Below are 25,062 nucleotides of genomic sequence, written 5' to 3' on the forward strand. Positions count from 1 at the left end.
GTCCTCGTCCTCGTACTGGTCGAAGAGCGGGGTGCGGCCGCCGCACCCGCGGCCGCACCCCGCTCTTCGACCAGTACGAGGACGAGGACCGCCCGCGCGCGGCGAACGAGTGACGGCCCTTCGCTGACCAGCACCGGAAGCGATTTCCGAGCACCGCGACCGAGATGCTAGAGTTTCACTCGTCGCAAGGGCCTGTGGCGCAGCTGGTAGCGCACCTCGTTCGCAACGAGGGGGTCAGGGGTTCGAATCCCCTCAGGTCCACAGCGGACCGTTCTTGAGTTGGCTCAGGAGTGGTTGACGAGATCCCGCCGATCATGGTGATCGTGCGGGATCTTTGTCGTTTCCGGGGTCTGTTCGGGGTGGTGGATGGCAGCGGATCGCGGCTGTGCGGGCCCTGATTTGCTGTCATGCGGTCTTGTGAGCACAACGGCCAGTCCCAGGGAGCCAGGGCTGGCCGTGATGTCGGACTTGCCGCAGACGGCCGGCAGTTCTTCAGGTGGTGGAAGGCTGAGCCATTCCTCGGCGGGCAGTTGGACTGTGGGCCGTGCGGCGGGGTGGGCGGCACGGCTGCGGCCGCCGCCCCTGTGGTGCCGGTTGGCGCTCGTCTCCGGCGCGGAGCGCCTGCGGGTGTGAGGGCGGGCGCAGCAGCCTTTCTGCGCCTGCTGCGCCCTTGGGTGCAGAACTTTGCAAGGTCCCTGCAATGACGGGCACTCACGATGAGGGACGTCCGTCGTACGAAGGTCGTGGTTGCTCGGCCCGACCGCTTCCGGAAGGGGCATGGGTGAGCATTGTCGAGGAAGACCTGCTGTGCCGGTCCGCCGGGCCGCATGTACTCGCGCCTCCGGAGCAGCGACCCGGACTGCGTGCCAAGGCGGCCGAACTGACGGCGGTGCGCGAACGTGTGCTGGCCGGACCGAGCGCCAAGGCCACCGAGGCGCAGAAGCTGAAGGGAAAGCTGACGGCGCGCGAACGGCTGGAACTCCTCTTCGACAAGGGCGCGTTCACGGAGACCGAAGCGTTCCGCAGGCATCGGGCCACCGGCTTCGGCCTGGAGGACAACAGGCCGCACACGGACGGCGTAGTCACCGGCTGGGGCCGGATCTGGGGCCGCGAGGTCTTCGCGTACGCCCATGACTTCCGCATCTTCGGTGGGGCCCTGGGTGAAGCGCATGCCCAGAAGATCCACAAAGTGATGGACCTGGCGGAAAAGGCCGGCGCTCCGATCGTGGGGCTGTGCGACGGGGCCGGCGCCCGGATCCAGGAGGGGGTCACAGCGCTGGCCGGGTACGGCGGCATCTTCCAGCGCAATGTCCGCAATTCCGGGGTGATCCCGCAGATCAGCGTGATCATGGGTCCGTGCGCGGGCGGTGCCGCCTACAGTCCGGCGCTGACCGACTTCGTGTTCATGGTGCGCGGCACCTCTCAGATGTTTCTGACCGGGCCCGACGTGGTCCAGACGGTCACCGGTGAGCGGATCACCCAGGACGGCCTGGGCGGGGCCGATGTGCACGCGGGCCGCTCCGGTGTGGCGGGGTTCGCGTATGACGACGAGAAGAGCGCTCTGGAGGACGTACGGCATCTGCTGTCGTACCTGCCCGCCAACAACCGTGAGCGGCCGCCCGTCGTACCGGTCGGCGACTCGCCGGAGCGGCGCACCGATGCCCTGCTCGACCTGGTGCCCGCCGATCCCCACCAGGCGTACGACATGCGCCGGGTCATCGAGGAGATCGCCGATGGCGGAGAGCTCTTCGAGGTCCACGAGGCGTGGGCGCCCAACATCCTGTGCGCGCTGACCCGGCTTGCCGGCCAGGTGGTCGGGATCGTGGCCAACCAGCCGCTGGCCATGGCCGGGGTGCTGGACATCCACGCCTCCGAGAAGGCCGCGCGCTTCGTCCAGTTCTGCGACGCCTTCAACATCCCGCTGGTCACCCTCATCGACGTGCCGGGCTTCCTGCCGGGTGTCGATCAGGAGCACAACGGTGTGATCCGGCACGGAGCAAAGCTGCTGTACGCGTACTGCAACGCCACCGTGCCCCGGGTCTCCCTGGTCCTGCGCAAGGCTTACGGAGGCGCGTACATCGTGATGGACTCGCGGTCGATCGGCACGGATGTGGCACTGGCTTGGCCGACCAACGAGATCGCCGTGATGGGTGCCGAAGGCGCAGCCAACATCGTCTTCCGGCGTGAGATCGCCGCCTCTCCGGACCCGGAGGCCACCCGCAGCCTCCGCATCGAGGAGTACCGGCGTGAACTGATGCATCCCTACTACGCCGCCGAACGCGGCCTGGTCGACGACGTGATCGATCCCGCAGAGACCCGGTCGGTGCTGATCGGCGTGCTCGCCATGCTGCGCGGGAAGCACGCCTCCCTGCCGAGCCGCAAGCACGGGAACCAGCCCCAGTGAGCGCGCGGGCCGAGGAGGCACCCGTACGAGAACTGCTGGCGGCCGGTTCCTGGCGGATCGTCAGGGGGGACCCCACCGCGGAGGAGGTGGCGGCGCTGGCGGTGGTGCTCGGCACGATGCTGTCCCTGCGCGCGGGGGCGCAGAACGGGACGGTGCACACGAACGTGAACGGCGCGCGGCACGGGGCTCCCTGGCACCCCCCGACTCCCGCGTATGGGGCGGCAACGGCCACGTCGTGGGCCGCGGGCCCGTGGCCAGGATGGCGGACGGCGGCGTGAACGGCATGGGTGGCAGCAGACTGCGCTGGTTGACCGCGGGGGAATCCCACGGACCCGCACTGGTGGCGACGCTGGAGGGGCTCCCCGCCGGTGTTCCGATCACCACGGAGGCGATGGCGGACGACCTGGCCAGGCGGCGGCTGGGCCATGGGCGTGGCGCACGTATGACGTTCGAACGCGATGAGGTGACCATCCTCGGCGGGGTGCGGCACGGCCGGACACTGGGGTCTCCGGTCGTGGTGATGGTGGGGAACTCCGAGTGGCCGAAGTGGGAGCGGATCATGTCGCCGGATCCCGTGGATCCGGCGGAGCTGGTCCCACTCGCGCGCAATGCGCCGCTGACCCGGCCCCGGCCGGGCCACGCCGACCTGGCGGGGATGCAGAAGTACGGGTTCGCCGAGGCGCGTCCGGTGCTGGAGCGGGCTTCCGCGCGGGAGACCGCGGCCCGTGTGGCACTGGGCGCGGTCGCCCGGGCGTATCTGAAGGAGACGGCTGGGATCGAGGTCGTCTCGCACGTGGTGGAGCTGGCGTCGGTGAAGGTGCCGCAGGGGGTCTACCCGGCCCCGGCCGATGTGCCGAGGCTGGACGCGGATCCGGTGCGCTGCCTGGACCCGGACGCGGGCAGGGCGATGATCGCGGAGATCGACCGGGCCCGCCAGGACGGCGACACGCTGGGCGGTGTGGTCGAGGTGCTGGCCCATGGCGTGCCGGTCGGCCTCGGCTCCCATGTGCACTGGGACCGCCGCTTGGACGCGCGGCTTGCGGCGGCCCTGATGAGCATCCAGGCGATCAAGGGCGTGGAGATCGGGGACGGGTTCGACCTGGCCCGGGTGCCCGGTTCCCGGGCCCATGACGAGATCCGGGCGACCCGCGACGGCGTCAGACGCGCATCGGGTCGCTCCGGTGGCATGGAGGGCGGCCTGACGACGGGTGAGGTGTTGCGGGCACGTGCGGCGATGAAGCCGATCGCGACGGTGCCGCGCGCGTTGGCCACGGTCGATGTGGCGACGGGGGAGGCGGCCACTGCGCATCACCAGCGTTCGGACGTGTGTGCTGTGCCGGCTGCCGGAATCGTGGCGGAGGCGATGGTCGCGCTGGTCCTCGCGGATGCGGTGGCGGAGAAGTTCGGCGGTGACAGCGTGCCGGAGACCCGTCGCAACGTGCAGTCGTACCTCGACCACCTCCGGATCCGATGAGCGGGCCGCGGTCATGGCATGAAGTGACGGGGGTGTCGCCGTCATCCGTGCACGATGTGGCTCACGGCGGTCGCTACTTGTGGCTGCGGCCCCGCGCAGGGCGCCCGAGGGTAGTGGTCACCGTGGCGGCGCCGCCGTGATCCGTCGTGGAGTTCGTCAGCTTGCCTTGCGTGCCGGTCCCTGCGTGGTCTGGGGAAGGACGGCCTCGATGATCTCCTCCACGCGCTCGGCCAGGTCTGCGCGGTTGTTGAGCCGCCACGAGATGTGCTGCACCCCGAAGAAGGCCGCGCCCAGGACCCGTCCCAGCACCTCGGGTTTGCAGGAGGCGGGCAGCTCCCCGGCTTCCTTGGCTTCGTGGAGCAACTCGGTGATGGAGTCGGTGTAGCCGTCGAAGGGCCGCGGCAGGGTTGCGTCGATGAGTGACGACTCGATCTGCAGGCGCGCCCCCGCCTGGATGATCGTGTCGTCGCGGAAGGCGACAGCCGTACGGTGCAGCAGCTCGGCGACGGCTTTCACCGGCGGCAGTCCGGCTTTCCGGACGTCCTCGAAGATCAGCGGAAGCCGCTGGTAGAACTCCTCGGCGACGGCGATCGCCAAAGCTTCCTTGTTCGCGTAGTGGAAGTAGACGGCGCCTTTCGTCATCCCGGTCAGCTCGGCGACATCGAGGATCGTCACAGCGGGAAACCCCCGCTTCGCGAACGCCGTCGCGGCAGCGCTGAGGACTTGTTCCCGGGTGCGGACAGCTCGCTCCTGCTTGAGCTCCCGCGGCTTGCTGCCCCCGGCCGAGGACCGGCCCAGTGGCTTGTCTGCGGCTTTCACAGTGCTCCTCTACTTGACGCAGTTCTCGCGTGCTGCCTACATCGTCCGGTGCGGGAAGGGCCATTGCAATATTCCTTCTCGAAGGTATATTTTCTGCCGGTCGGACCGACCGGCACAGCAACGATCCACACAGCGTTCACCACGAGGCTACGGGGGAATACGTGCTCAAGGGTTTAAGTGTGGCTGGATCAGCAGCAACCGAAGTGACGGAAGGGGAACCCGGCGGCGGCTCGTCCGTCGGCACCGCGCGATCTCTTGAGTTCCTCCAGCCTGTGCCGCGCACCCTCGTGCACCGTGCAGCCATGACCGAGGTCTTCCTCACCGACGCGGTCGAGGTCGGGGACGACGCCTTCCTGGTGGCCGCCCAGTGGCCTCGGGACCACTCCCTCTACCACCCTGACCGGTCCGGCCGCACCGATCCGCTGCTCTTCGCCGAAACCATTCGGCAGGCGCTGGTCTATCTCGCGCACGAGTACTACGACGTACCGCTCGGCCACCGGTTCGTGGCGTATGACCTTGACTTCCAGATCACGGACGCCTCCGTGCTGCAGGTGGCCGGGGAACCGCATTCCGTGGTGCTCCAGGCGCGGTGCGCCACAGTGGGTCACAGACCCCCGCGCCGTCACGGCCTGCGCATGGAGGCCGTGTTGACGGTTGACGGCGAGGTCTGCGGCCATGGCGGTCTCCGTTTCGTCGCCGTGGACGAGCGCACCTACTGCCTCCTGCGAGCCCGCAACTCCGTGCCGGGGGACCGGGCCGCCACGGCATCGGCGGGCGGCGGCGAAGCCTCCGCGACGAGCGTGTCCGCAGAGGCTGTCGGCAGGCTCCGCGGCAAGGACTGCGTGCTGGAGCGGGTGGAGCCGGGCGGCGAGTGGCGGATGCGGATCGACACGGATCACGCAATCCTCTTCGACCACCCCAGCGACCATCTGCCGCTCATGGTCGCCATGGAGGGGTTCCGTCAGCTGGGCCATCTGCTCGCCAATGACGGCCTGTCAGGGGATTCGGGCCGGGCGTCCGCGGCACCGTACATCCTTGGCTCATGTGCCGTCACATGTCACCTTTTTGCCGAGCTGGACCTGCCGGTGTCCCTGGCCGTCCGCGAAGACCGCCGAACGGCAGGGACGCGTCGGCTGAGGGTGGACGCGGTGCAGTGCGGCCGGGTCATCGCCTCCTCGACGATGGTGTGGGCCGAGTCGGCGCCCTGATCCGTGAACCCCTGACCGTTCTCAGTGGTTGCACAGGGCGGGGGCCAGGATGTCCCACATCTCACGTACCCGGCCCGGCAGTTCCTTCCAGCCCGCGACGGGCGCCGTGCAGTGCGCGCCGAGGAGTACGGCGAGCAGCAGATCGGCGACCGTTCCCGGGGGGAGCTCCGGGCTGATGTCCTGCTCGCGCTGAGCGTCGCCCACCAGGCGCACCGCGTGCTCCCGTAGCTGGGAGAGCACCGCCGGCGGCTCCGCTCCGGCCCTTGCGTTGTCCAGCACCAGGCGCAGCGCAGCGGTGACGCGGATGTCCGTGTTGAGCCGGTCGGCCAGGGAGAATGTCAGGGAGCGGAGCTTTTCCAGTGCCGGGGCCTGGGAGCCGTCCGCGGTGTCGGCCAGTGTCCGTACCGCTTCGTCCAGCCGCTCCACCAGGGCCGCGGCGAGTTCCTCCTTCGATGAGAAGTGGCCGTACAGGGCCCCTTTGGTGAGGCCGGTGCGCTCGGCGACCCGCTGCAGGTTGGTGTTGGGGTATCCCTGCTGGGCGAACTCGACGGCCGCTGCGTCCAGTACCCGCTCGTATGTCTGCAAGGACCGTGCTTGCTTCCCGGCCATCCGCTCTCCCCTTCTCTGGCCCGCCCTTCTAAAGATACCTTCACGCAGGAATTTTCTTTGCGTTGAAGTGGACAGGCCTTCGCGTGATGAAAGACATAAACCAACCTCAACCTCCACAGGAGTTCAAGCGATGACCGAGCTCACCCACCCCCTTGCCCCCGGTGTTTCCCGTGCCCTTCCCGAGTCCCCCGGAGTGATATCCGCGGCCCGTGCCGCCGACGTGGCCTCCCGCGCCGGTGCGGCCGCCGAGCGGGAGCGGCGCATCGACGTGCTTACCGCGCAAGCACTGACGGAGGCCGGGTTCGCCCGGCACTTCGTGCCCCGGCGCTGGGGCGGCGGTGAGGGCGCTTTTACCGAACTGTTCGATGCGGCCGTCGAGGTGGCGGAGGGCTGCGCGTCCGCGGCCTGGTGCGGGGTGCTGTGGGCGGGCCACGGCAGGTTCGCCGCGTTCCTGCCCGAGGAGGGACAGCGGGACCTGTGGGAAGAGTCCCCCGATGTGCGCATCTCGGCCGCGGTCGTGCCGCCCGCGGGCAGCGCGGAGCCGGTGCCCGGCGGCTGGCGCGTGCAGGGCAACTGGCGTTTCGCCAGCGGAGTGGACCACGCCGACTGGCTGCTGGTCGCCGTACCGGAGCTGCGCGAGGCGGGCGGGCAGGTGCTGGTCCTCGCCGTGCCGCGCGAGGAGTTACGGATCGTGGACTCCTGGAACAGCGTGGGGTTGCGTGGCACCGGCAGCCACGAGGTCGTCCTCCGGTCGGTCTTCGTCCCGGAGCGGCGCTCCTTCGAGATGGGCCGGATGATGAACGGCGACGCGCGGCTCGGCCGGGCCGGCTGCTACGCGGCGCCGGCCCAACTGGTGGGCGGGGTACTGATGATGGCTCCGGCGCTGGGCGCGGCCCGGCGCGCGCTGCGGGTCTGGAGCGACCTGGTCGTGGGCAAGGCCGCCAAGGGTGCCGCCGACTTCGCCGTCCCCGTGTGGGAGGCGCTGGCCCGTTCCTCGGCCGAACTGGACGCCGCGGCACTGCTGCTGCGGGAGGTGGCACGCCGCGCGGACCGTGAGCCGAGAGCCGAGGGCGGCGTCGCGCATGGCCGGCGGGACGCCGCCGTTGCCGCGGAGCTGGTGGTCACCGCCGTCGAGCGGCTGTTCAGGACCGGAGGCTCGCACGGCGGTTGCGCCGAGGGGGAACTCCAGCGCGCCTGGCGCGACGTGCACACCGCCACCGGTCATGCGGCGCTTCGGCTGGGGTCGGCGGCGGAGGCGTACGGCCGTGCGACGGCCGCGGTGCTGGCGCAGGGACGGTGATCCGGGCGTGACCGCGAGGGGGTTGGTGACGGCCGGGACCGGGGCTGCGGGCAGGGTGCACCCTTCGTTACTGGCGTTCTGCGATGTGGACGAGACGCTGATCGGCTGCAAGAGCCTGCTCGACTTCCTCCGGTTCTATTTCACCGAACGCTACGGCGTCAGCGGGGCGCGCCACAGCAGTGCCGTCGTGGACGCGCTGGGCGCACAGCAGGCGGCAGGGGCATCGCGCGAGGAGGCGAATCGAAGCTTCTACCGGGGCTGGGCGGGTGAGCGGGTCGCCGCGGTCGCCGCGTCGGGGCTGCGCTGGTATGCGCAGCGCTCGCGCGATCCGGACTTCTTCCGGCCGGACACCCGGGCCGCGCTGCGCGCTCACCGTACCCGTGGCGCCGTCATCGCCCTTGTCTCCGGCTCGTTCCCGGCCGTGCTCGCCCCCATCGCGGCTGTGGTCGGGGCGGACCACCTGCTGTGCGCGCGGCCGGAGGCGCGGGACGGGGTGTTCACCGGCGAACTGGTCGGCGGGCCCGTCATCGCCGAAGGGAAGCGCCGTCTCGTAAGGGAGTTGCTGGGCTGTTACCCGGGCGTGGACCCCGAGGACTGCTTCGCCTACGGCGATCACGTCTCCGATCTGCCGATGCTGACCGAGGTCGGTCACCCCGTGGTCGTGGGCGACGACGCGGAACTGGCGGCCTGGCTACCACGGGCGCCTCGCTTGGGGCATAAAATTCCTTCGCGAAGGTATTAAGCTGTGGAGAAGGGGAGAGTGCCGCAGCTCCGGACGGCCGCCCCGGCCGCAGGGCGCGGGGGACCGCGCACGCGGTCCGTATGAGAGGGGCAGACGCACCATGCAGGAGGCATACGTGGCAACGGCCTGTCGGACCGCGCGCGGGGCAGGGTCCTGCGTCCGTTCGGAACTGTGCTCCGGCCTGTTCCATGACCCAGTGTTAGAGGGGGCGGTCCGGTGAGCATCGCCGACATCAGCACCGACATCAGCACCGGCATCGGCGGCGCGGTCCGCATGCCGTTCGCCCCGGCGGACTCCGTGAGCCTGCACATGGACTCCGAGGGCGCACAGGAGCCGCAGTACGGCCGGCTCTCGCCGGTCGACGTGATCCCCATCGCTTCGTTGCTGCCGGCCACCTCGCCACGGCTCGGCGGGGAGGACGCGGGCCATGTCCGAGCCCTCGCCGGATCCGACGCGACCCTCCCGCCGATCATCGTGCACCGCGGCACGATGCGCGTGGTCGACGGGATGCACCGGCTGCGCGCCGCCGTTCTGCTCGGCCGGGAGCGGCTGCCGGTCCGCTTCTTCGAGGGGTCCGAGCAGGACGCCTTCGTGCTCGCCGTGGAACTCAACGTCAAGCACGGCCTGCCGCTCTCCACCGCGGACCGTGCCGCGGCCGCCGCCCGCATCCTGCGCTCGCACCCGCAGTGGTCGGACCGTGCCATCGCGGCGGCGGCCGGACTCTCGGCCCGGACCGTGTGTGCCATCCGCCAGCGCACCGAAGGGGCACAGCCGCAGGCCGGCTCGCGGGTCGGCCGGGACGGGCGGGTCCGTCCGCTCAGCACGGCGGCCGCCCGGCGGCAGGCGAGCGAGTTCATCGCCGAGCACCCGGCGGCCTCGCTGCGCGAGGTCGCCGCGGCGGTGGGCATCTCACCGGGCACGGTCCGGGACGTACGCAACCGGCTGCTGCGCGGCGAGGACCCCGTTCCGCCGGGCCAGCGCGAGTGTCGTGAATCCCGGGCGGCCGCCGTACACCAGGAAGGCAGGCGGCCGGAGCCGCGCGCCACGGCCCGTACCGGAGCCGCCCAGCCGACGTCTGAGGACAGCGGCGAGCTGCTGCAGATGCTGAGCCGGGACCCCTCGGTGCGCCTCACGGAGAACGGCCGGTACCTGCTGCGGCTGATGGCCACCCACGCCGTCCCGGCTGCGCGGCGTCGGCAGCTCGCCGAGAGCGTCCCGTCCCATTGCACCCCCATGGCGGCCGCACTGGCCCGTCACTGCGCCGCCGCCTGGCTCGACCTCGCACACAGCCTGGACGGCAAGCAGGACTGAGGCCGGTTCCGCTGTGCGACCGCGTCATTGCAGCAGTCGCACACCACAGGGCCGGACATCCGAGTTTGCGCACGCAGAACCGTGTTGCCGCACCGAACGGGGGATTGATGCTTGACGAACTGGGTCTGGGGCCGGACGCCGAAACCGTGTACGGCGTCATGCTCAAGGCCCCGCAGCTGGGAAGGTCGGAGCTGGCCGGGACACTGGGCTGGGCGCCCGACCGGGTGGAGGACGCCTGGGACGAGCTGAGCCGGCTGTCGCTCGTGCGCCCCTCTGCGGAACAGCCCGGGCGGATGCGGCTGGTCGACCCGGAACTGAGCCTGCAGAACCTGCTCGTGCGCCAGGAACGGCAGGTGCTCGCCCGCCAGAAGGCGGTGGCCGACGCACGGATGGAGATCGGCAAATTGCTGCTCGACCTGGTCGACGCCGCACCGGCTCCCCGCACGCCCTATGTCCGGCAGTTCACCGGCACGGATGCCATCCGCTCGCAGCTGGAACGGCATGCCCACAGCTGTGAGCGGGAAATCGCCGTGTTCGCCCCGCGCGGCGCGCAGATCGGAGGTCCGCCCGAGGCCTCCCGCCAGCTCGACCAGGCGGTGCTCGCCCGGGGCCTGCGGGCCCGGTACGTCTGCCTCGCCAGCCTCGGAAACGACCGGGCCGGGCTGGCGCACGCCCGGTGGCTGCGGCACAACGGCGGCGATGTGCGGTGTGTGCCCCAACTGCCGTTGCACATGGCTGTCTATGACACCCGCACCGCAGTGGTGCCCATCGACCCCGAGGCCGCCGACAAGGGCATCCTCGTGATGGACGGCGGCGGTGTGGTCACGGCCCTGCGCGCCCTCTTCGAGCAGCTGTGGCAGCAGGCCGAGCCGCTGGACACCGCCCCGGCACCGGCCGACGGGGATCGCCCCAACGGCCAGGAGCGGGCCGTGCTGGAACTGCTGGTGGCGGGGCACACCGACGAGGTCGTCGCCCGCAATCTCGGCATCTCCGTGCGCACCAGCCGCCGGATCACCGCAGAGCTGATGAATCGGCTGTCCGCCCGCAGCCGATTCCAGGCAGGCGCGCTCGCCGCCGCCCGCGGCTGGCTCGATCCGGGTACCCACCCGGTGGTGGCGCCGAGGAGGTGACGGGGCCCGCAACGGTTCCCGCTCCGCCGGCGCTCACGTTCGTCACATGCCACTCTTCGCCGGCCGGACCGATGGTCCGGCCGGGGCCGGGGCACCTCCACCCAGCGCATCGGCAAACAGCCGCACCAGTTCCGGGCACCGGTACAGAGGCCATCCCCGCTCGTCCGTGCCGGGCAGCTCCAGCAGTCGGGAATCCGCCAGCGCCTCCAGCATCCGTTCCGCCTCGGCCGGGCCCCGGCCCAGCAGCGCCGCCGCCTCCCGGGTGGTGAAGGGCCGCCCGCCGAGACCCGGCAGCGCGCGCAGCACCGCCAGGGACTCCTCGTCCAGCTGTCGGGCCGAACGCGCCATGCTCTCCGCCACCGACAGCCCGCCGTAGCGCAACTCCCCGAGTCGCGCCGCGGGTTCCGCGAGCCGGTCGGCCAGCCAGGCCATCGGCAGACGGGGGCGGGCGGCCAGCCGGGCGCCCGCTATCCGCAACGCGAGCGGCAGCCCGGCGCAGTACGTCACCACGTCGCGGGCCGCATCCGGCTCCCGCACCAGGCGCTCCGGTCCGGCCACCGCCTCCAGCAGGGCCAGTGACTCACCGGGCCGCAATGGCTCCAGCAGCACCGGGTGGATGCCGGGGGTGGCCGCCAGGTGCGTGCGGCTGGTGACGATCACCGCGGACCGGCTCCCGCCGGGCAGCAGCGCGTCCAACTGGAGCTCGGACACCAGGTTGTCGAGGACCACCAGCAGCGCGCGGCCCGCGGTCCTCGTGCGGTAGCGCTGCACGAGTTCGGTCAGCTCCGCGTCGGCCAGGCTGCCGGGGGCGTCGTCGCCGAGCGCGCGCAGCAGTGGCACGAGCACCCTGCGCGGATCCTTCGCCGAGCCGTCCCCGTCGGTGAGATCGGCGTACAGGTGGCCGTCGGGGAAGGCCGGCGCCGCGGTGTGCGCCACATGGACGGCCAGCGTGGACTTCCCGATTCCCGCCATGCCGGTGAGCAGGAAACGCCTCGGCCGCCGTGTCGACCCGTCGACCGCGCCGCCCGGGTGCTCCGGCGGCAGCAGCCGCAGCAGTTCGGTCGCCTCCCGCTGCCGCCCGGTGAAGTCACCGACCTCCGGCGGGAGCATCGCCGGTACGGAACCGGGCGCGTCCGCCGCGGACGGTGCGCCCCGGGCGTCGATACGGACGGCCTCCGTCGCACCCGGTGCAGGGGCGGCCAGGGCCGGATCGTTGTTGAGCACCGCGTAGTACGTGGCACTCAGCGTGGCGCCCGGGTCGACCCCCAGCTCGTCGGCGAGCAGCTGCCGTCCGTGGTGGTACACCGCCAGCGCATCACTTTGCCGGTCACAGCGGTACAGCGCCGTCATCAACTGGGCGCGCAGCCGCTCGCGTACCGGGAAGGTGTGTACCAGACCGGTGAGTTCCGGGATCAGCTCCCGGTGCCGGCCCATCGCCAGATCCGCCTCCAGGCGGTCCTCCAGGGCGACCGCCCTGGCCTCTTCGAGCCGCGGTCGCTCGGCGTTTGCGAAGTGCTCCGTGACATCGGCCAGCGCACGTCCCTGCCACAGCCGCAAGGACAGCGCCAGCTGTCGGCCTGCCCGTTCGAAGTGGCGGTCGCGCAGCGCCCGGGCTCCCTCTGCGGCCAGCCGCTCGAATTCCAGCACGTCGACGACGGCGTCCTCGGCACGGAGCAGATAGCCGGACTGGCGGCGCACCAACTCGACCTCGGGACCCAGGAGTCCGCGCAGCCGTGACATATAGGTATAGAGCTGCGCGGTCTTTGTCTCCGGCGGGTTCCAGCCCCAAAGCGCCGAGCTCAGCGTGCTGTCGGGAACGGTCCACCCGCGCGCCAGCACCAGTGCGGCGAGGGCAGTCCGAACTTTCGCCCCCGCGAGCATGACACTGCCGTCCGCGTTGACCGCCCCGATATTTCCGAGCAGCTGTAATTTCATGGCTCCCCCCGGACTGAGGAAGGATCAGTGGGATCCTTGCACTCGTCATTCTGGGCGTACGTCCCCTGCGCAACAGCGGACCCCGGAGTCAGGAAGTTGCGACGGCAGGACACTGCCAGGGCCGTATAGAGGAAATATGGGCGCGGTGCCCGCGGGTATAGACGCCGGGCCCATGGTGGCCGGCGGCAGAATCCATCCCCCATCCGCCGGAGGTCATCCGTGTCCGACACCGCACAGCTGGGCGACACCGCAACCGACGTCGAACTCCGCCGCACCAACCGGTCCGTGGTCGAGCAGTACATGCACACCCTGGGCCAGGACCGCCTGGAACGGCACCACCTCTTCACCGACGACGGTGTCGGCGGCCTGTGGACCGCCGACACCCCCGGCCCGATAGCCATACACGGCCGGGACCGGCTCGGCGAGCACGCCGTCTGGTCGCTGCGGTGTTTTCCGGACTGGGTCTGGTACAACATCGAGATTCACGAGACGCAGGACCCCAACCGCTTCTGGGTTGAATGCGACGGCAAGGGGAAAATTCTCTTCCCTGGTTATCCCGAGGGTTACTACGAGAACCACTTCATCCACTCGTTCCTGCTGGAGAACGGGAAGATCAAGCAGGCCCGGGAATTCATGAACCCCTTCAACCAGCTCCGCGCGCTGGGCATCGATGTACCGGCGATCGAGCGGAAGGGAATTCCGACCTAGGTCTGGGTGCGCTGCGCTCCGATCCAGCTGGCCGGCTGCGCGGACGTGGCGTACGCGACACGTTTTCTGCGCGGCACCGACCGAGAACGAGAGCCGTACGCCGACCGGGGCGGCACCCGTCGCCCACCGCTACCGTAGAAAGGTTTATACGCCATGAGGGCAATGGTCGCCTGGTGGGATTTGCAGGAATCCGACCAGACCATCGAGTCCCTGCGGGACTTCCTGCGCGACGAGGCGGTCGAAGCCTGGAACCGCGTGCCGGGGCTGATCCACAAGTACTGGGTCGCCGACCAGGAGAACGACCGCTGGGGCGCCGTCTTCATCTGGGAGTCGGCCGAGGCGGCCGCCCCACCGCACCCGCGCAGCGCCGCCGAACTCATCGGCTACCCGCCCACTCACCGCTGGGTGTTCGACATCGAGGCCGTGGCCGAAGGCGTCCATGCGCTGCCCCGCCTCGCCGGCCTGGGCCTCGCCCTTCAAGCATGAGCACGGTGGAGGCGTACGTGAGCGACTCGTCCGAATTCCAGAACCTTCCCGCCGACCCGATCGAGTTCTTCCGAACATGGTTCGACGCGGCGCCCGACCGCGGGGTCCGAGAGCCCGGCGCCCTCGCACTGGCCACCGCCGACGTGGCCGGGCGCACCTCCAGCCGCATCGTCCAGATCAATAGCGTCACCGACCGGGGGCTGGTGTTCACCAGCCACGACAACAGCCGCAAGGGCCGCGAACTGGCCGCCCGGCCTTGGGCGTCAGGGGTGCTCTACTGGCGCGAAACCGGCCAGCAGATCGTCCTTGCCGGACCGGTGGAACGGCTGCCGGACACCGAGGCGGACGAACTGTGGTTCTCGCGCCCGGTGCAGACCCACGCGATGTCCACCGTCTCCCGGCAGAGCGAAATCCTCGACGACGAGGCGGCGTTGCGTGCCGAGTCGGCCCGGTTGTCCGCGCTCGGGGTGCTGCCCCGGCCGGCGCCCTTCGCCGGCTATCTGCTGGCCCCCGAATCGGTGGAGTTCTGGCAGTCCCGCCAGGACCGGCTGCACCTTCGCCTGGTCTACCTCAGGACCGACGGCGGCTGGACCACACGCCGGCTCCAGCCCTGACGAGCGAGTCCGAAGCCCGCCCGCTCGGCCCGCGCGCGCCAGCGGGCGCTTCGGCTCGCCATTCTGCGCTCGACCCACTATTACCACCCGACAGAAAGGTGACGGACATGGCTCCGGCGCCCGCGCGAATGGACGGATGATGCACGCCTACATGGTCGCAGACGCCTTCACGAGCACGCGCCTCGAAGGCAACCCGGTGGCCGTCTTCCTCGATGCGGCCGACATACCTGGCCCGCGCATGCAGCGCATCGCCCGGGAGATGAACCTGTCGGAGACCACGTTCGTGCTCCCTCCGCAGGAGGGTGGCGACGCCCGCATCCGCATCTTCACCCCGGTCAACGAGCTGCCGTTCGCGGGTCATCCGATGCTGGGTACTGCCATCGTCCTGGGTGAGTCCATCCGCGCAAACCGGCTGCGGCTCGAAACGGGGATGGGCGTCATCCCGTTCGTCTTCGACCGGGGCGACGACGGCAAGATCGTTTCGGCCCGGATGAAACAGCCCATACCCACCTGGGAGATCTACGAGCACGACGAGGAGCTGCTGGCCGCGCTCGGCCTGGACGCCTCCACACTGCCGGTGACGGCGTACCGCAACGGCCCTCGTCACGTCTACGTGGGACTGGAGAGCATCGAGGCGCTCTCGGCTCTCGAACCGGACCACAAGGCACTCGCCAAGTTCACCGACATGGCCGCGAACTGCTTCGCCGGCTCCGGCACCCACTGGCGCAACCGGATGTTCTCGCCCGCTTACGGGGTGGTGGAGGACGCGGCCACCGGATCGGCCGCCGGGCCCCTTGCGCTGCATCTGGCGCGGCACGGCCTGATCAGGTTCGACGAGCAGATCGAAATCCAGCAGGGCGTCGAAATGGGGCGCCTTTCCACCATGTTCGCCACGGCCACGGGCAAGGCCGAACACGTCGAGTCGATCGAGGTGGGCGGTTCGGCGGTCATCGTCGCCCGCGCCGGGCTCATGGTTTGAGGGACGGGGGAGTGGCACAGTCATGCCGCAAGACAGCGGAACCGAATGGCCCCTGACGGCCAGAGAGCGCGAACTGGAATGCGCTGCCGCCGCGTTGGAGCGGGGCGGCGTGCTGCTGACAGGAGGGCCGGGCGCCGGTAAGAGCAGGCTGCTGCGCGCCGCCCTGGAACGCGCAGAACGGGCCGGGCACGCCATCGCGTGGCTGCACGGCCCGCTCGACGCGGACCTCGACCGGCACTTCGACGAGGCCGCAGCCGGCGGGGGCGGCGGCAGCCGGCTGGTGCTCGGCGCCGACGACGTACACCTCGCAGCCCCGGGCGCGGCGGAGCGCCTCTACGGCCTGGTGCGGGCAGGCCGGGCCGCCCTGGTCGCGGCCGCCCCGGCGGGCGCCGCGATGCCGGAAGGGATCTCCCGGCTCTGGGTGGAGCGGCTGGTCGAGCGCGTCGACGTCGACGCGCTCGACCGCTCGGCGGTCGCCCGGATTCTGCACGCGAGGCTCGGCGGCCATGTTGCCCAGGCGGCACTGGAGCGCCTGTGGTCACTCACCCTCGGCAACGCGCGGTTCCTGCGCGAACTGGTGGACTCCGCCCTCGAAGCGGGCACCCTGCGGCCGGTGGGGGAGACCTGGCAGTGGCCCGGCCTCCCCCGCGAGCCCTATCCGCGGCTCGCCGAGGTGGTACGGCTGCACCTCGGCCGGCTCGAATCGGATGAGGCCGAACTCGCCGGGATGATCGCTCTCGCCGAGCCCCTGGAGGCGGGTCTGGCGCCCGTCGAAGAACTCGCCCGCGCCGCGGAGTCCCTGAACCGGCGCGGCATCGTCGTGGCCGAACGGGCCGGCCGCCGGCTGCGGCTGCGTCTCGCCCACCCGCTCTTCGCGCCGGTCCTGACCGCGGACCTTCCCGAACTCACGGCCCGCCGGTTACGGCTGCGGCTGGCCGACGCCATCGAGGCCACGGGCGGGCGCCGCGCCGAAGACGGCTCCCGGATGGTCTCTCTCCGGCTCGCCGCCGGCCATGAACCGCCTCCCGCACAGTTGGCGGCCGCGGCTCGATCCGCCCTGGACTGTGGCGACTTCGTTCTCGCCGAACGGCTCAGCCGCCGGTCGCGGGCCGTCGGCGATGACCCGGTCCCCACCGGAACCGGGCTGGTGCTCGCCAGGGCGCTGGCCGGACAGGGGCGCCACGACGAGGCGGAGGAGGAGTTCGCGCGGGCTGACAGGTACGCGGCGCAACGGGTGGTGAACATGGCCTGGGGACTGCGCCGGGTCGAGGAGGCCGCCGGCCTCGCGGCGGCGGCCGTGGTGGCCCGCCCACAGGAGGCCGGGCTGCTCGGCGCGCAGTCCGAGCTGCGGCTGCTGCGGGACCGTACCGACGAAGTGGCGGCGGCCGGCTCCTCGGACTCCCCTGCGGCACCTGCCCTGGTGCCACTCGCGGCGTTCGCCCGCATCGAGCGCGGCGACGCCGCGGGGGCCCTCGCCCTGCTGCGGGAGGTACGCCCCGCACTCGGCGGCTGGGACGGGGAGAATCGGCTCGCCGCACAGCTGCTCACCGCTCGCGCCGCCTTCCAGACCGGCGAGACGGCCGAGCTTGTCACGGCGCTGGACAGCACCCGCCGGTACGACACCGGGCACCGCGGTGAGACGAGGACCGCCGTCATGCGGGCGCGTACCTACCGAAGCGCCGGGCGTTACGCCGAGGCCGTGGCCCTCCTGCGCCGCGCGTGCGCCCTGGCCGACCCCTTCGACTGGTTCACGACCCCTTCCTGGACGACGGCGCAGCTCGCCGGCGCGCTGGCCGAGGCCGGGGAACACGCCGAGGCGGTACGCACCGCCGTCGACGCCCGTGCCGTCCAGCGGCAGGCGGTGCACTACCCGCTCGCCGCCGACGGCACAGCCCTGGAGCATGCCCTGGTCCTCGCGCACGTCGGCGACCGCTCCGGAGCGGTACGCCACGCCCAGCGGGTAGCCGTCGGCGCGGCGGCCGCCGGACGCCTCCAGCAGGCGGTCACCGCCTGGCACCTGGCGGCCCGTGTCGGCGACCCGGGACCGGCCGCGGCACGCCTCGCCGACCTGGCGGCACCGGCCGAGGGCCGCGGATACCTCGCGCTGTTGGCGGCTCATGTGCGCTCCCTCGCCCGGTGCGACGGCGACGCGCTCGACGCCGTCGCCGACCGGTTCGCCGCTCTCGGCGTGTTGCCGCTGGCAGCGGAGGCCGCCGCGCAAGCAGCCCGGGCCCACCATGTGGCGGGGCGCCGCCGCATGAGCCGCAGGGCACGGGTGCGCTGCGCCGAACTCCTCGCCGGATTCGGCGGCCGGCTTCCGTCCTGGGCGGCGACCCCCGCGGCCGAGCCCGCCGCCGACCCGGCCCGGCTGACCACCCGCGAGCGTGAGGTGGCCGCGCTGGCCGTCTCCCGGCTGTCCAACCAGGAGATCGCGGACCGGCTGGTGGTGTCGGTGCGTACCGTCGAGAACCATCTGCACCGCGTCTACGGGAAGCTCGGTGTCACCGCACGCAGCGACCTCGCACACCACCTGTAGGGAGGGCAGCGGGAGGGCCCCGGCCGGCGACCGGCCGGGGCCCTCCTTCATGGTGCCCCGCTTCACACGCCCACCGGAGTCGCCAACTCGGCCACCAGCCGGCCGAGTTCCCGCGTCTGGCTGCGGTTGAGACGCGGATCGCAGGCCGACTCGTAGCGACGCGGCACATCCCCGAGCCCCACCCCGGCGCCGACGCACTCCGTGACCTCCTCGCCCGTCATCTCCAGGTGCAGGCCCCCGGGGTGGGTGCCGAGCGCCCGGTGTACCTCGAAGAAGCCGGTGACCTCGTCCAGAACGGTGTCGAAGTGACGGGTCTTGTGCCCGGACGGCGCGCTGACGGTGTTGCCGTGCATCGGGTCCGTCACCCAGGCGACCGGCGCCCCGGCCGCGGCGACGGTCTCCACCAGGTCCGGCAGCGCGTCCCGTACCCGGTCCGCGCCCATCCGCGCGATGAAGGTCAACCGGCCCGGCTCCCGGCCGGGATCGAGCCGGTCCACGAGGGCGAGCAACTCCTGCGGTGTGGCCCTCGGCCCGACCTTCACGGCGACGGGGTTGCTGATGCGGGACAGGAACTCGATGTGCGCGTCGTCCGCGTTGCGGGTCCGCTCTCCCGCCCACAGCAGGTGGCCGGAGCCGGAGTACGTCTCACCCGTGCGGGCGTCGGTGCGGGCCAGCGGGCGCTCGTAGTCGAGCAGCAGCGCCTCGTGTGAGACGAACAGCTCCCGGCACGCGGCCTGCCCGCCGTCCTCGGCGAGCAGCGAACGCACCACGTTGAGCGTCGCGCCCGACGCCGCGTACATCTGGAGCATCCGGTGCGGGTCGGGGGTGCGTGCCTCGGCGGTGAACTCCAGGCCGTTCACCGCGTCGCCGCGGTACGACGGCAGTGTCACCCCGTCCTTGGTTTCGACGGGCTGGGACCGCGGCTTGGCGTACTGGCCGGCCAGTCGGGCCACGACCACGACGGGCAGGAACATGGCTTCGCTCAGCTCGTCCGCCGTGGCGAACAGGGTGTCCATTTTGCGCGAGACGGTATCGAGGGACAGGTCCCGGAAGGTTTCGGCGCAGTCGCCGCCCTGCAGCACGAACGCGTCGCCGCGTGCGACGGCCGCCATCCGCCGCCGCAGTGTGTCGCACTCGGCGGCCAGCACCAGTGGCAGCCCGGCGCCGAGTCGCTCCGTGACCCTTTCCAGCACGGCGGCATCGGGCCACGCCGGCTGCTGCAAAGCCTTTGGGGCGGCGGTGGGCGAACTGACCAGGAGCGTACTCATGCGACTACCTCATGATTCGTGGAAGAAGGAGATCCCAAAAACGCCTGCCCGTACGGGAGGACGCCGCTGACCAGCCGTTCGAAGATGCGCACGCCGTCGCGTGACATGACCGACTCCGGGTGGAACTGCACGGACGCGAACCCCGCGCCGCGCAGCCCGTACACCTCACCGGTGACGGGGTCCCTGGCGACTTCGACCGGGCCGGGCCGTTCGGGCGGGCCGGGGAAGACATCCGCCGCGCTCACGGCGGTGAACGTGTTGTAGAAGTAGACGTCCTCGCGCTGCCCGAACAGTTCGATGCTGCGCTGCACCCCCTGGTGGGGCACGTCCTTGCGCTCCAGTTCCAGGCCGAGGACGCCGCTGAGTGCCTGGTGACCCAGGCACACGGACAGGAACGGGGTGCCGCGCGCCAGCAACTCCCGGGTGAGGGACCGCAGATGCGCGATCTTCGGGTGACCGGAGTCCCGGGGATCGCCCGGTCCGGGGCCGACCACGACGAGGTCGTTGCCGTCGATCTCGTATGCCTCGTCGAAACGGCGGATGCGGACATCGAGCCCCAGCGCACCCATCAGGTCCGCGCCCATAGCGGTGAAGGTGTCCTCCGCATCGACGAACAGCACGCGCAGCCCCGCCAATGGGGAATCACGCAACCGCCGCTCGGGGTCGGTGCGCCAGAACGGCGCCAGCGGCTCGTTGCGGGCGGCCAGTGCCGAGCTCACCGCGGGCACCAGGGTCAGCCGGCGGGCCGTCGCCGCGGCCGGGGAGACCTCACCCGGCCCGGTGGCCCGGCCCGCGCCGGTTCTGCCGTGGACCACGCCGAGAAGCCCGGCGGCCTTGGCCCGTGTCTCGGCGGCCTCGTCGTACGGGTCCGAGTCGCGCACCACCGTCGCTCCGACGCTCAGCCGCAGCCGTCCGGAGCGGTCGACGTCGGCTGTACGGATGAGGATGGCCGAGTCCAGCACCCGGTTCCCGCCCGGGTCACGGCCCACCAGCGCGGCCACGCCGGCGTAGTAACCCCGGCCATCGGGCTCGTACTTGGAGATCACCCGGCAGGCGCTCTCCTGCGGGCTGCCGGTGACGGTCGGCGCGAACAGCGTCTCGTGGAGGATCTCCCGTACGTCGAGGTGGGAGCGGCCCTCGACGAAGTACTCGGTGTGCGCGAGCCGGTCCATCGCGCGCAGCCGGGGCCCGACCACCCTGCCCCCGCCCTCGCACACCCGGCTCATCATCTTCAGTTCCTCGTCGACGACCATGTACAGCTCATTGGCCTCCTTGCGGTCGGCCAGGAACTCCAGCACCCCGTCCGCCGTGGGGCCGGACGGCGGATAGCGATAGGTGCCGCTGATCGGGTTCATCACCGCGGTACCGGAGTCCATCGTGATGTGGCGCTCCGGGCTTGCGCCGATCAGAGTGCGGTCCCCGGTATGGACCAGGAAGGTCCAGTACGCGCCCGCCGAGTGGCGCAGCAGCCGGCCGAAGAGCGCCAGCGCAGTGCGCGGTGACCAGTCGTCGACCTGTGTGGTGAACGTGCGCTTCAACACGAAGTTTGCCCCTGCGCCGGTGCCGATCTCCTCGTCGGTCACCCGGCGCACGGCGTCCGCGTACGCGTCGTCGTCCAAGTCGAAACCCATGTCGTGGGCGGTGACCGGGACGTCGGGGAGACGGTCGAGCACCTCGTCGAGGGGTGCGGCGGCCTGCCGGGCGATGTCCATGACGAGCAGTGGCGTGCCGTCGTCGGGGGCCTCGAAGCCCCGCTCGGCGATCTGCCGGTACGGCAGCAGCACCAGTGCCTCGTGGCGGTTGCGGCCGCCTTCGGGCGGGAGCGGTACCTCTGCGAGGGCGTCCGCCTCGCGCAGGTCGCCGGTGAGCAGCTCGACCCGGCCGCCGTCCGACTCCGGGCGGTGCAGCAGCGCGAAGGCGGCCGGGGGCGCCGAGCCGGTCAACTCGTCCAGCAGGCAGTGGTACGGATGTCCGGTCATCGCAGGGCTCCTGTCGTTTCGAGGGCCAGCGCGTCCAGCACGGCATCGGTGGGCACGACCATGGCGCAGCGCTTCGCGGCGTACTCCAGCGCCATCCGGTGCTCTTCGGCGGAGAAGTCGGCGACGGCGTCGGCGACGAGGAACGGCTGGATGTCGTTGGCGAAGGCCTCGCACGCGGTCTGCAACAGCCCGACGTGTGCGTACACCCCGCACAGCACCAGTTGATCGCGGCCCTTCGCGCGCATCAGGTCGAGCAGGCCGGTGCGGAAGAATGCGCTGGGCCGCCACTTGACGAAGACCGTGTCCTCGGCGGCCGGCGCGAGCGCCCCCGGGATGTCCCGGTCGGCGGCCGTGGCTCTCATGCCCGGGCCCCAGAAGTCCTTGAGCAGGCCGCGCTGTTCGGGGCGCATGTCGCCGGGCTGCGCGGTGTAGGCCACCGGTACGTCGGCTGCGGCCGCTGCTGTGCGCAGGGCGGCCGCGTTGGCCGTCAGTTCGGCTCCCGGGGACCGGCCGGCGAAAAATCTCAAGAAGTAGTGCTGCATGTCGTGGACGAGAAGCAGCGCACGGCGCGGGTCGACCGTCCACGAGGCGGTGTTCTCCGGCAGTCGGTCGGCCGTCGGCATGGCATAGGCGGGGATGACGGGGATGGCGGCGTCGGCCATGGAGTCGTCTCCTTCGAATGGCCTGGTGTCACGGGCCTGAAGTGGGGGCGGCGAGAGTTGGCTCGCCCTCGGCACCGACGAGCACAACATCCGGAGGGCCGGAGTTCGTGAGTGGCCGTCACTCAAAACCGGCAGGTACCGGGGGCGGGACCGGACAGGTGTGGCGGGCGTCTCCACGGTGATGGGCAGCGACCGGCGGAGCAGCAGCGAGCCGAGGAACAGGGAGATCAGGACGGCCGTTCCGGGTGAGGAGGCCGAAGTGCCGGTAGCCGTCGGCCGGTTCGCCGTGAAGCGACCGGTGGGGTGGATGAGTGGTAGCTACTCACGCCCGGGCCGGCCCCCGCGTGCTCTGGTGGAGCAGCCAGTCCCGCGACCAAGGAGAGACCGTGTCGACAGCAGCCCATCCGGTTCTGGACCTCCCGTTCGACACTCCCCCCGACCCGGAGGAGTTCATCCGGGCCGCGATGGAGTGGCACTTTCATCCGGATACCGGCTCGCCCTACTGGCTGGAGCGGGCCACATCGCTGGACTTCGATCCGCGTACGGACGTCAAGAGCCACGACGACCTCCAGCTCTTCCCGAACGTCGTCAACGAGATGCGCAAGGTGCCCGTCCACGCCCTGATCCCCAAGGGCTACGGGCCGCGCCCCGACATCGTGGGTGTTTACGAGAGCGGTGGCACCACCGGCGCCCCCAAACGCGTGGTGTGCCCCCGGGACTGGATGGAGCGCCTGGTCGACTGGAGCAACGCCAACCTGGACGAGCACGACTTCCCCAGGGGCGTCGACTGGCTCGGCCTGACCCCCTCCGGGCCGCACATCGTCGGTGAGATCTTCCGCCGGTCCGCAGCCACCCACGGCCGCCACGGCTTCCAGGTCGACCTCGATCCGCGGTGGGTGAAGAAGCTCATCGCCGACGGCAAGGCCGACCAGGCCGACGCCTACGCGGAACACGTCATCGACCAGGCCGAGTTCATCCTGCGCACCCAGGAGATCGGCGTCCTCACCATCACCCCCGCCCTACTGGAACGGTTGGTGCGCCGCGAGGACCTGGTCGCGCTCGTCAATGAGAAGGTGAGGGCGATCCGCTGGGGCGGAACCCAGCTGGACCCCGACACCCACCACCTCTACCGCACCGAGATCTTTCCCGAGACCGTCCTGTACGGCCACTACGGGAGCACCATGATCATGGGCATCGCCGGTCAGCGGCCCGGTTCCGGCGACTCCTGTGTCTTCGACACCTTCTCGCCGTATGTCACCTTCTCGGTCGTCGACCCGGTCACTCGTCGCCCAGTGCCCTACGGCGCGCGTGGACAGGTCGTCATGAACCATGTCTCCAAGGCATTGTTCCTCCCCAACAACCTGGAGCGCGACCTCGCCACCCGGGTCGAGCCGGTGCGCGGCCGCGTAGGTGACGCGGCCGCCGACATCGCCCCGGTCGGGCGGTTCGAGAACGAGGCGGTCATCGAGGGGGTGTACTGATGGTGTCGTCGCAGGAGACCGACCGGACCGACGGTCTGATCCAGCTGGACGTACTGGGGCCGTCGGGGTCCTACCGTTCCCGTAGCCGGGCCACCGTGCCGGACGTTTCCGGCCGGCCGGCCGCGGAACTCTCCCTGGCACCCACCGTGTACGTCGACCGGGCCATGGCCGCGCTGCGCCGGGCCCGTCCGCTGTCGGCGGACGAGCGGGTCGCCGCGATCGTCCGCGCCGGGCGGCTGTTCGCCACCGAGACCATCAACGGTCTGACCGTGGGGGAGTACGAGCACGCGGTGAGCCGGGTGGGCGGGGTGCCCATCCAGGTGGTCCGCGCCGCCACCCGCACCGCACTGGAGCGCTCCGCACAGCTCCATCACGGGTTGCAGCACGCCCGTCCCTGGGGCGCGGTGGGCGACTGGCGCGACCCGCTCACCCGCGCCGGGCGGGCCGTGTGGACCCGGCGCGGCGAGGTCTTCGCCGTGCACGCCGCCGGTAACCACCCGGGCACCCATACTCTTTGGCCCGAGGCACTGGCCCTCGGCTATCGCGTCGCCGTACGCCCCTCGCGCCGTGAGCCGTTCACCCCGCACCGCCTCGTGACCGCGTTGCGCATGGCCGGATTCGGCGAGGACCAGGTGGTCCTGCTGCCCACCGACCACGCCGCCGCCGAGGCCCTGCTGCGCGGCGCCGATCTCGCCTACGGCAGCGACGAGGTCATCCGCCGGTATGCCGACGACCCCGCCGTGCTGCCGCTCATCCCGGGCCGCTCCAAGATCCTGCTCACGGCCGACACCGACTGGCGCGACCATCTGGACACCGTCGTCGAATCGATCGCCCACCATGGCGGCACCGGCTGCGTCAACGCCACCGCCGTCCTCGTCGAGGGCGATCCCGCCCCGGTCGCCGAGGCGATCGCAGGGCGCCTCTCGGTGCTCCCCAGTCTGCCGCCGGAGGACGACAAGGCGATCCTTCCGGTCCAGTCGGCCGTCTCCGCACGGGCCCTGGAGAGGTATGTGCGCGACCGGGCCGCCGGCGCTCGCGCCCATCTGGGCGGCGACGGCTTCGTCGAGGAACTCGGCGACGGCAGCGCGGTGCTGCGCCCCGTCGTCCACCAGCTGGAACGCGCCGACGACCCCCGGGCCGGTGCCGAACTCCCCTTCCCCTGCGTGTGGGTGGCGCCCTGGTCGCGCGAGGACGGTGTCACGCCGCTGCGCGACACCCTGATCCTCGGGGCGTACACCGATGACGACCGGCTCATCGACGCGTTCCTCGACGAGCCCACCATCGCCAATGTGTATCTCGGCGACCACCCCACGTACTGGACGGCCACCGGCATCCCGCACGACGGCTACCTCGCGCACTTCCTGATGCGTACCAAGGGTGTCATCCGCGGTTGAACGGGCCCGGCCCGCAACGGGTG

At 71.2% G+C, this 25,062-nt stretch carries 21 protein-coding genes and 1 tRNA gene; 16 read left to right on the plus strand and 6 right to left on the minus strand.

Going from position 1 to position 25,062, the window contains the following annotated elements; genetic code table 11:
* Positions 1-188 precede the first annotated feature (188 nt).
* The 4 genes from EST54_RS15845 (at position 189) to aroC (ending at position 3,878) form a co-directional block, all read left to right on the plus strand.
* Positions 189-261, plus strand: a tRNA-Ala gene (locus EST54_RS15845).
* 544 nt (positions 262-805) lie between these two features.
* Positions 806-2,404: an acyl-CoA carboxylase subunit beta gene (locus tag EST54_RS15850; RefSeq protein ID WP_372448261.1), complete on the plus strand. Its 1,599-nt coding sequence runs from the start codon at positions 806-808 to the stop codon at positions 2,402-2,404.
* Positions 2,401-2,682, plus strand: a complete 282-nt coding sequence (locus EST54_RS15855; protein ID WP_129248273.1) for an acyl-CoA carboxylase epsilon subunit — start codon at positions 2,401-2,403, stop codon at positions 2,680-2,682. The genes EST54_RS15850 and EST54_RS15855 overlap by 4 nt, the downstream gene beginning before the upstream one ends.
* A 5-nt stretch (positions 2,683-2,687) precedes the next feature.
* A complete protein-coding gene (gene aroC, locus EST54_RS15860) occupies positions 2,688-3,878 on the plus strand; it encodes a chorismate synthase (protein WP_129248274.1) in 1,191 nt (396 codons plus the stop codon).
* Between the two features lie 156 nt (positions 3,879-4,034).
* Here aroC and EST54_RS15865 read toward each other — a convergent pair whose 3' ends face one another.
* Entirely contained in the window at positions 4,035-4,697 is a 663-nt protein-coding gene (locus tag EST54_RS15865) for a ScbR family autoregulator-binding transcription factor (protein WP_244942529.1), read from the minus strand.
* A 272-nt stretch (positions 4,698-4,969) separates the two neighbouring features.
* On the opposite strand from EST54_RS15865, the gene EST54_RS15870 reads away from it, so the two are divergent.
* Positions 4,970-5,905, plus strand: a complete 936-nt coding sequence (locus EST54_RS15870) for a ScbA/BarX family gamma-butyrolactone biosynthesis protein (protein ID WP_275543269.1) — start codon at positions 4,970-4,972, stop codon at positions 5,903-5,905.
* A 21-nt stretch (positions 5,906-5,926) separates the two neighbouring features.
* On the opposite strand, the gene EST54_RS15875 is transcribed toward EST54_RS15870, so the two are convergent.
* Complete coding sequence (locus tag EST54_RS15875) at positions 5,927-6,514, minus strand: TetR/AcrR family transcriptional regulator (protein WP_129248276.1); 588 nt, start codon at positions 6,512-6,514, stop codon at positions 5,927-5,929.
* A gap of 130 nt (positions 6,515-6,644) precedes the next feature.
* On the opposite strand from EST54_RS15875, the gene EST54_RS15880 reads away from it, so the two are divergent.
* The 4 genes from EST54_RS15880 (at position 6,645) to EST54_RS15895 (ending at position 10,997) form a co-directional block, all read left to right on the plus strand.
* The gene (locus tag EST54_RS15880; protein ID WP_129248277.1) at positions 6,645-7,814 is read left to right on the plus strand and encodes an acyl-CoA dehydrogenase family protein; all 1,170 of its coding nucleotides are present in this window, start codon (positions 6,645-6,647) and stop codon (positions 7,812-7,814) included.
* 55 nt (positions 7,815-7,869) lie between these two features.
* Entirely contained in the window at positions 7,870-8,556 is a 687-nt protein-coding gene (locus EST54_RS15885; protein ID WP_244942530.1) for an HAD family hydrolase, read from the plus strand.
* Positions 8,557-8,772: 216 nt separating this feature from the next.
* Positions 8,773-9,867: a ParB/RepB/Spo0J family partition protein gene (locus EST54_RS15890; protein WP_244942531.1), complete on the plus strand. Its 1,095-nt coding sequence runs from the start codon at positions 8,773-8,775 to the stop codon at positions 9,865-9,867.
* 107 nt (positions 9,868-9,974) lie between these two features.
* Positions 9,975-10,997: a helix-turn-helix domain-containing protein gene (locus EST54_RS15895; protein WP_129248279.1), complete on the plus strand. Its 1,023-nt coding sequence runs from the start codon at positions 9,975-9,977 to the stop codon at positions 10,995-10,997.
* A 42-nt stretch (positions 10,998-11,039) separates the two neighbouring features.
* Here EST54_RS15895 and EST54_RS15900 read toward each other — a convergent pair whose 3' ends face one another.
* Positions 11,040-12,932 carry an AfsR/SARP family transcriptional regulator gene (locus EST54_RS15900; RefSeq protein ID WP_129248280.1) on the minus strand — a complete coding sequence of 631 codons (1,893 nt, stop codon included), beginning with the start codon at positions 12,930-12,932 and terminating at the stop codon, positions 11,040-11,042.
* Between the two features lie 219 nt (positions 12,933-13,151).
* On the opposite strand from EST54_RS15900, the gene EST54_RS15905 reads away from it, so the two are divergent.
* From EST54_RS15905 to EST54_RS15925, 5 genes are all read left to right on the plus strand, one after another.
* Positions 13,152-13,640, plus strand: a complete 489-nt coding sequence (locus EST54_RS15905; RefSeq protein ID WP_129248281.1) for a PhzA/PhzB family protein — start codon at positions 13,152-13,154, stop codon at positions 13,638-13,640.
* A 153-nt stretch (positions 13,641-13,793) separates the two neighbouring features.
* Positions 13,794-14,126 (plus strand): hypothetical protein, encoded by a 333-nt coding sequence (locus tag EST54_RS15910; protein ID WP_129248282.1) that lies wholly within the window; start codon positions 13,794-13,796, stop codon positions 14,124-14,126.
* Positions 14,127-14,143: 17 nt separating this feature from the next.
* On the plus strand, positions 14,144-14,740 hold the full coding sequence (phzG, locus tag EST54_RS15915) for a phenazine biosynthesis FMN-dependent oxidase PhzG (RefSeq protein WP_244942532.1): 597 nt from the start codon (positions 14,144-14,146) through the stop codon (positions 14,738-14,740).
* A 151-nt stretch (positions 14,741-14,891) separates the two neighbouring features.
* Positions 14,892-15,719: a PhzF family phenazine biosynthesis protein gene (locus tag EST54_RS15920; protein ID WP_275416082.1), complete on the plus strand. Its 828-nt coding sequence runs from the start codon at positions 14,892-14,894 to the stop codon at positions 15,717-15,719.
* 22 nt (positions 15,720-15,741) lie between these two features.
* A complete protein-coding gene (locus EST54_RS15925; RefSeq protein ID WP_129248284.1) occupies positions 15,742-18,255 on the plus strand; it encodes a helix-turn-helix transcriptional regulator in 2,514 nt (837 codons plus the stop codon).
* Between the two features lie 62 nt (positions 18,256-18,317).
* Here EST54_RS15925 and EST54_RS15930 read toward each other — a convergent pair whose 3' ends face one another.
* From EST54_RS15930 to EST54_RS15940, 3 genes are read right to left on the minus strand one after another with little or no spacing between them, the layout of a single operon-like run.
* A complete protein-coding gene (locus tag EST54_RS15930) occupies positions 18,318-19,523 on the minus strand; it encodes a 3-deoxy-7-phosphoheptulonate synthase (protein ID WP_129248285.1) in 1,206 nt (401 codons plus the stop codon).
* Complete coding sequence (locus EST54_RS15935; protein ID WP_129248286.1) at positions 19,520-21,502, minus strand: anthranilate synthase family protein; 1,983 nt, start codon at positions 21,500-21,502, stop codon at positions 19,520-19,522. Before EST54_RS15935 ends, EST54_RS15930 begins: the two co-directional genes overlap by 4 nt.
* Positions 21,499-22,164: an isochorismatase family protein gene (locus tag EST54_RS15940; RefSeq protein WP_129248287.1), complete on the minus strand. Its 666-nt coding sequence runs from the start codon at positions 22,162-22,164 to the stop codon at positions 21,499-21,501. Before EST54_RS15940 ends, EST54_RS15935 begins: the two co-directional genes overlap by 4 nt.
* 386 nt (positions 22,165-22,550) lie before the next feature.
* Here EST54_RS15940 and EST54_RS15945 point away from each other — a divergent pair, with 386 nt between their 5' ends.
* Together EST54_RS15945 and EST54_RS15950 are read left to right on the plus strand one after the other, a co-directional pair.
* Positions 22,551-23,645: a phenylacetate--CoA ligase family protein gene (locus EST54_RS15945; RefSeq protein WP_129248288.1), complete on the plus strand. Its 1,095-nt coding sequence runs from the start codon at positions 22,551-22,553 to the stop codon at positions 23,643-23,645.
* On the plus strand, positions 23,645-25,039 hold the full coding sequence (locus tag EST54_RS15950) for an aldehyde dehydrogenase family protein (RefSeq protein ID WP_129248289.1): 1,395 nt from the start codon (positions 23,645-23,647) through the stop codon (positions 25,037-25,039). Before EST54_RS15945 ends, EST54_RS15950 begins: the two co-directional genes overlap by 1 nt.
* Positions 25,040-25,062: the final 23 nt, after the last annotated feature.

It is taken from the genome of Streptomyces sioyaensis (assembly GCF_004122735.1).
In the GTDB taxonomy this organism is placed as follows: domain Bacteria; phylum Actinomycetota; class Actinomycetes; order Streptomycetales; family Streptomycetaceae; genus Streptomyces; species Streptomyces sioyaensis.

Bases quoted from the DNA above. Each gene is read 5' to 3' on its own strand.
- aroC (WP_129248274.1), top strand. From the start codon at position 2,688: ATGGGTGGCAGCAGACTGCGCTGGTTGACCGCGGGGGAATCCCACGGA.
- EST54_RS15875 (WP_129248276.1), bottom strand. From the start codon at position 6,514: ATGGCCGGGAAGCAAGCACGGTCCTTGCAGACATACGAGCGGGTACTG.
- EST54_RS15880 (WP_129248277.1), top strand. From the start codon at position 6,645: ATGACCGAGCTCACCCACCCCCTTGCCCCCGGTGTTTCCCGTGCCCTT.
- EST54_RS15895 (WP_129248279.1), top strand. From the start codon at position 9,975: ATGCTTGACGAACTGGGTCTGGGGCCGGACGCCGAAACCGTGTACGGC.
- EST54_RS15900 (WP_129248280.1), bottom strand. From the start codon at position 12,932: ATGAAATTACAGCTGCTCGGAAATATCGGGGCGGTCAACGCGGACGGC.
- EST54_RS15910 (WP_129248282.1), top strand. From the start codon at position 13,794: ATGAGGGCAATGGTCGCCTGGTGGGATTTGCAGGAATCCGACCAGACC.
- EST54_RS15920 (WP_275416082.1), top strand. From the start codon at position 14,892: ATGGTCGCAGACGCCTTCACGAGCACGCGCCTCGAAGGCAACCCGGTG.
- EST54_RS15925 (WP_129248284.1), top strand. From the start codon at position 15,742: ATGCCGCAAGACAGCGGAACCGAATGGCCCCTGACGGCCAGAGAGCGC.
- EST54_RS15930 (WP_129248285.1), bottom strand. From the start codon at position 19,523: ATGAGTACGCTCCTGGTCAGTTCGCCCACCGCCGCCCCAAAGGCTTTG.
- EST54_RS15935 (WP_129248286.1), bottom strand. From the start codon at position 21,502: ATGACCGGACATCCGTACCACTGCCTGCTGGACGAGTTGACCGGCTCG.
- EST54_RS15940 (WP_129248287.1), bottom strand. From the start codon at position 22,164: ATGGCCGACGCCGCCATCCCCGTCATCCCCGCCTATGCCATGCCGACG.
- EST54_RS15950 (WP_129248289.1), top strand. From the start codon at position 23,645: ATGGTGTCGTCGCAGGAGACCGACCGGACCGACGGTCTGATCCAGCTG.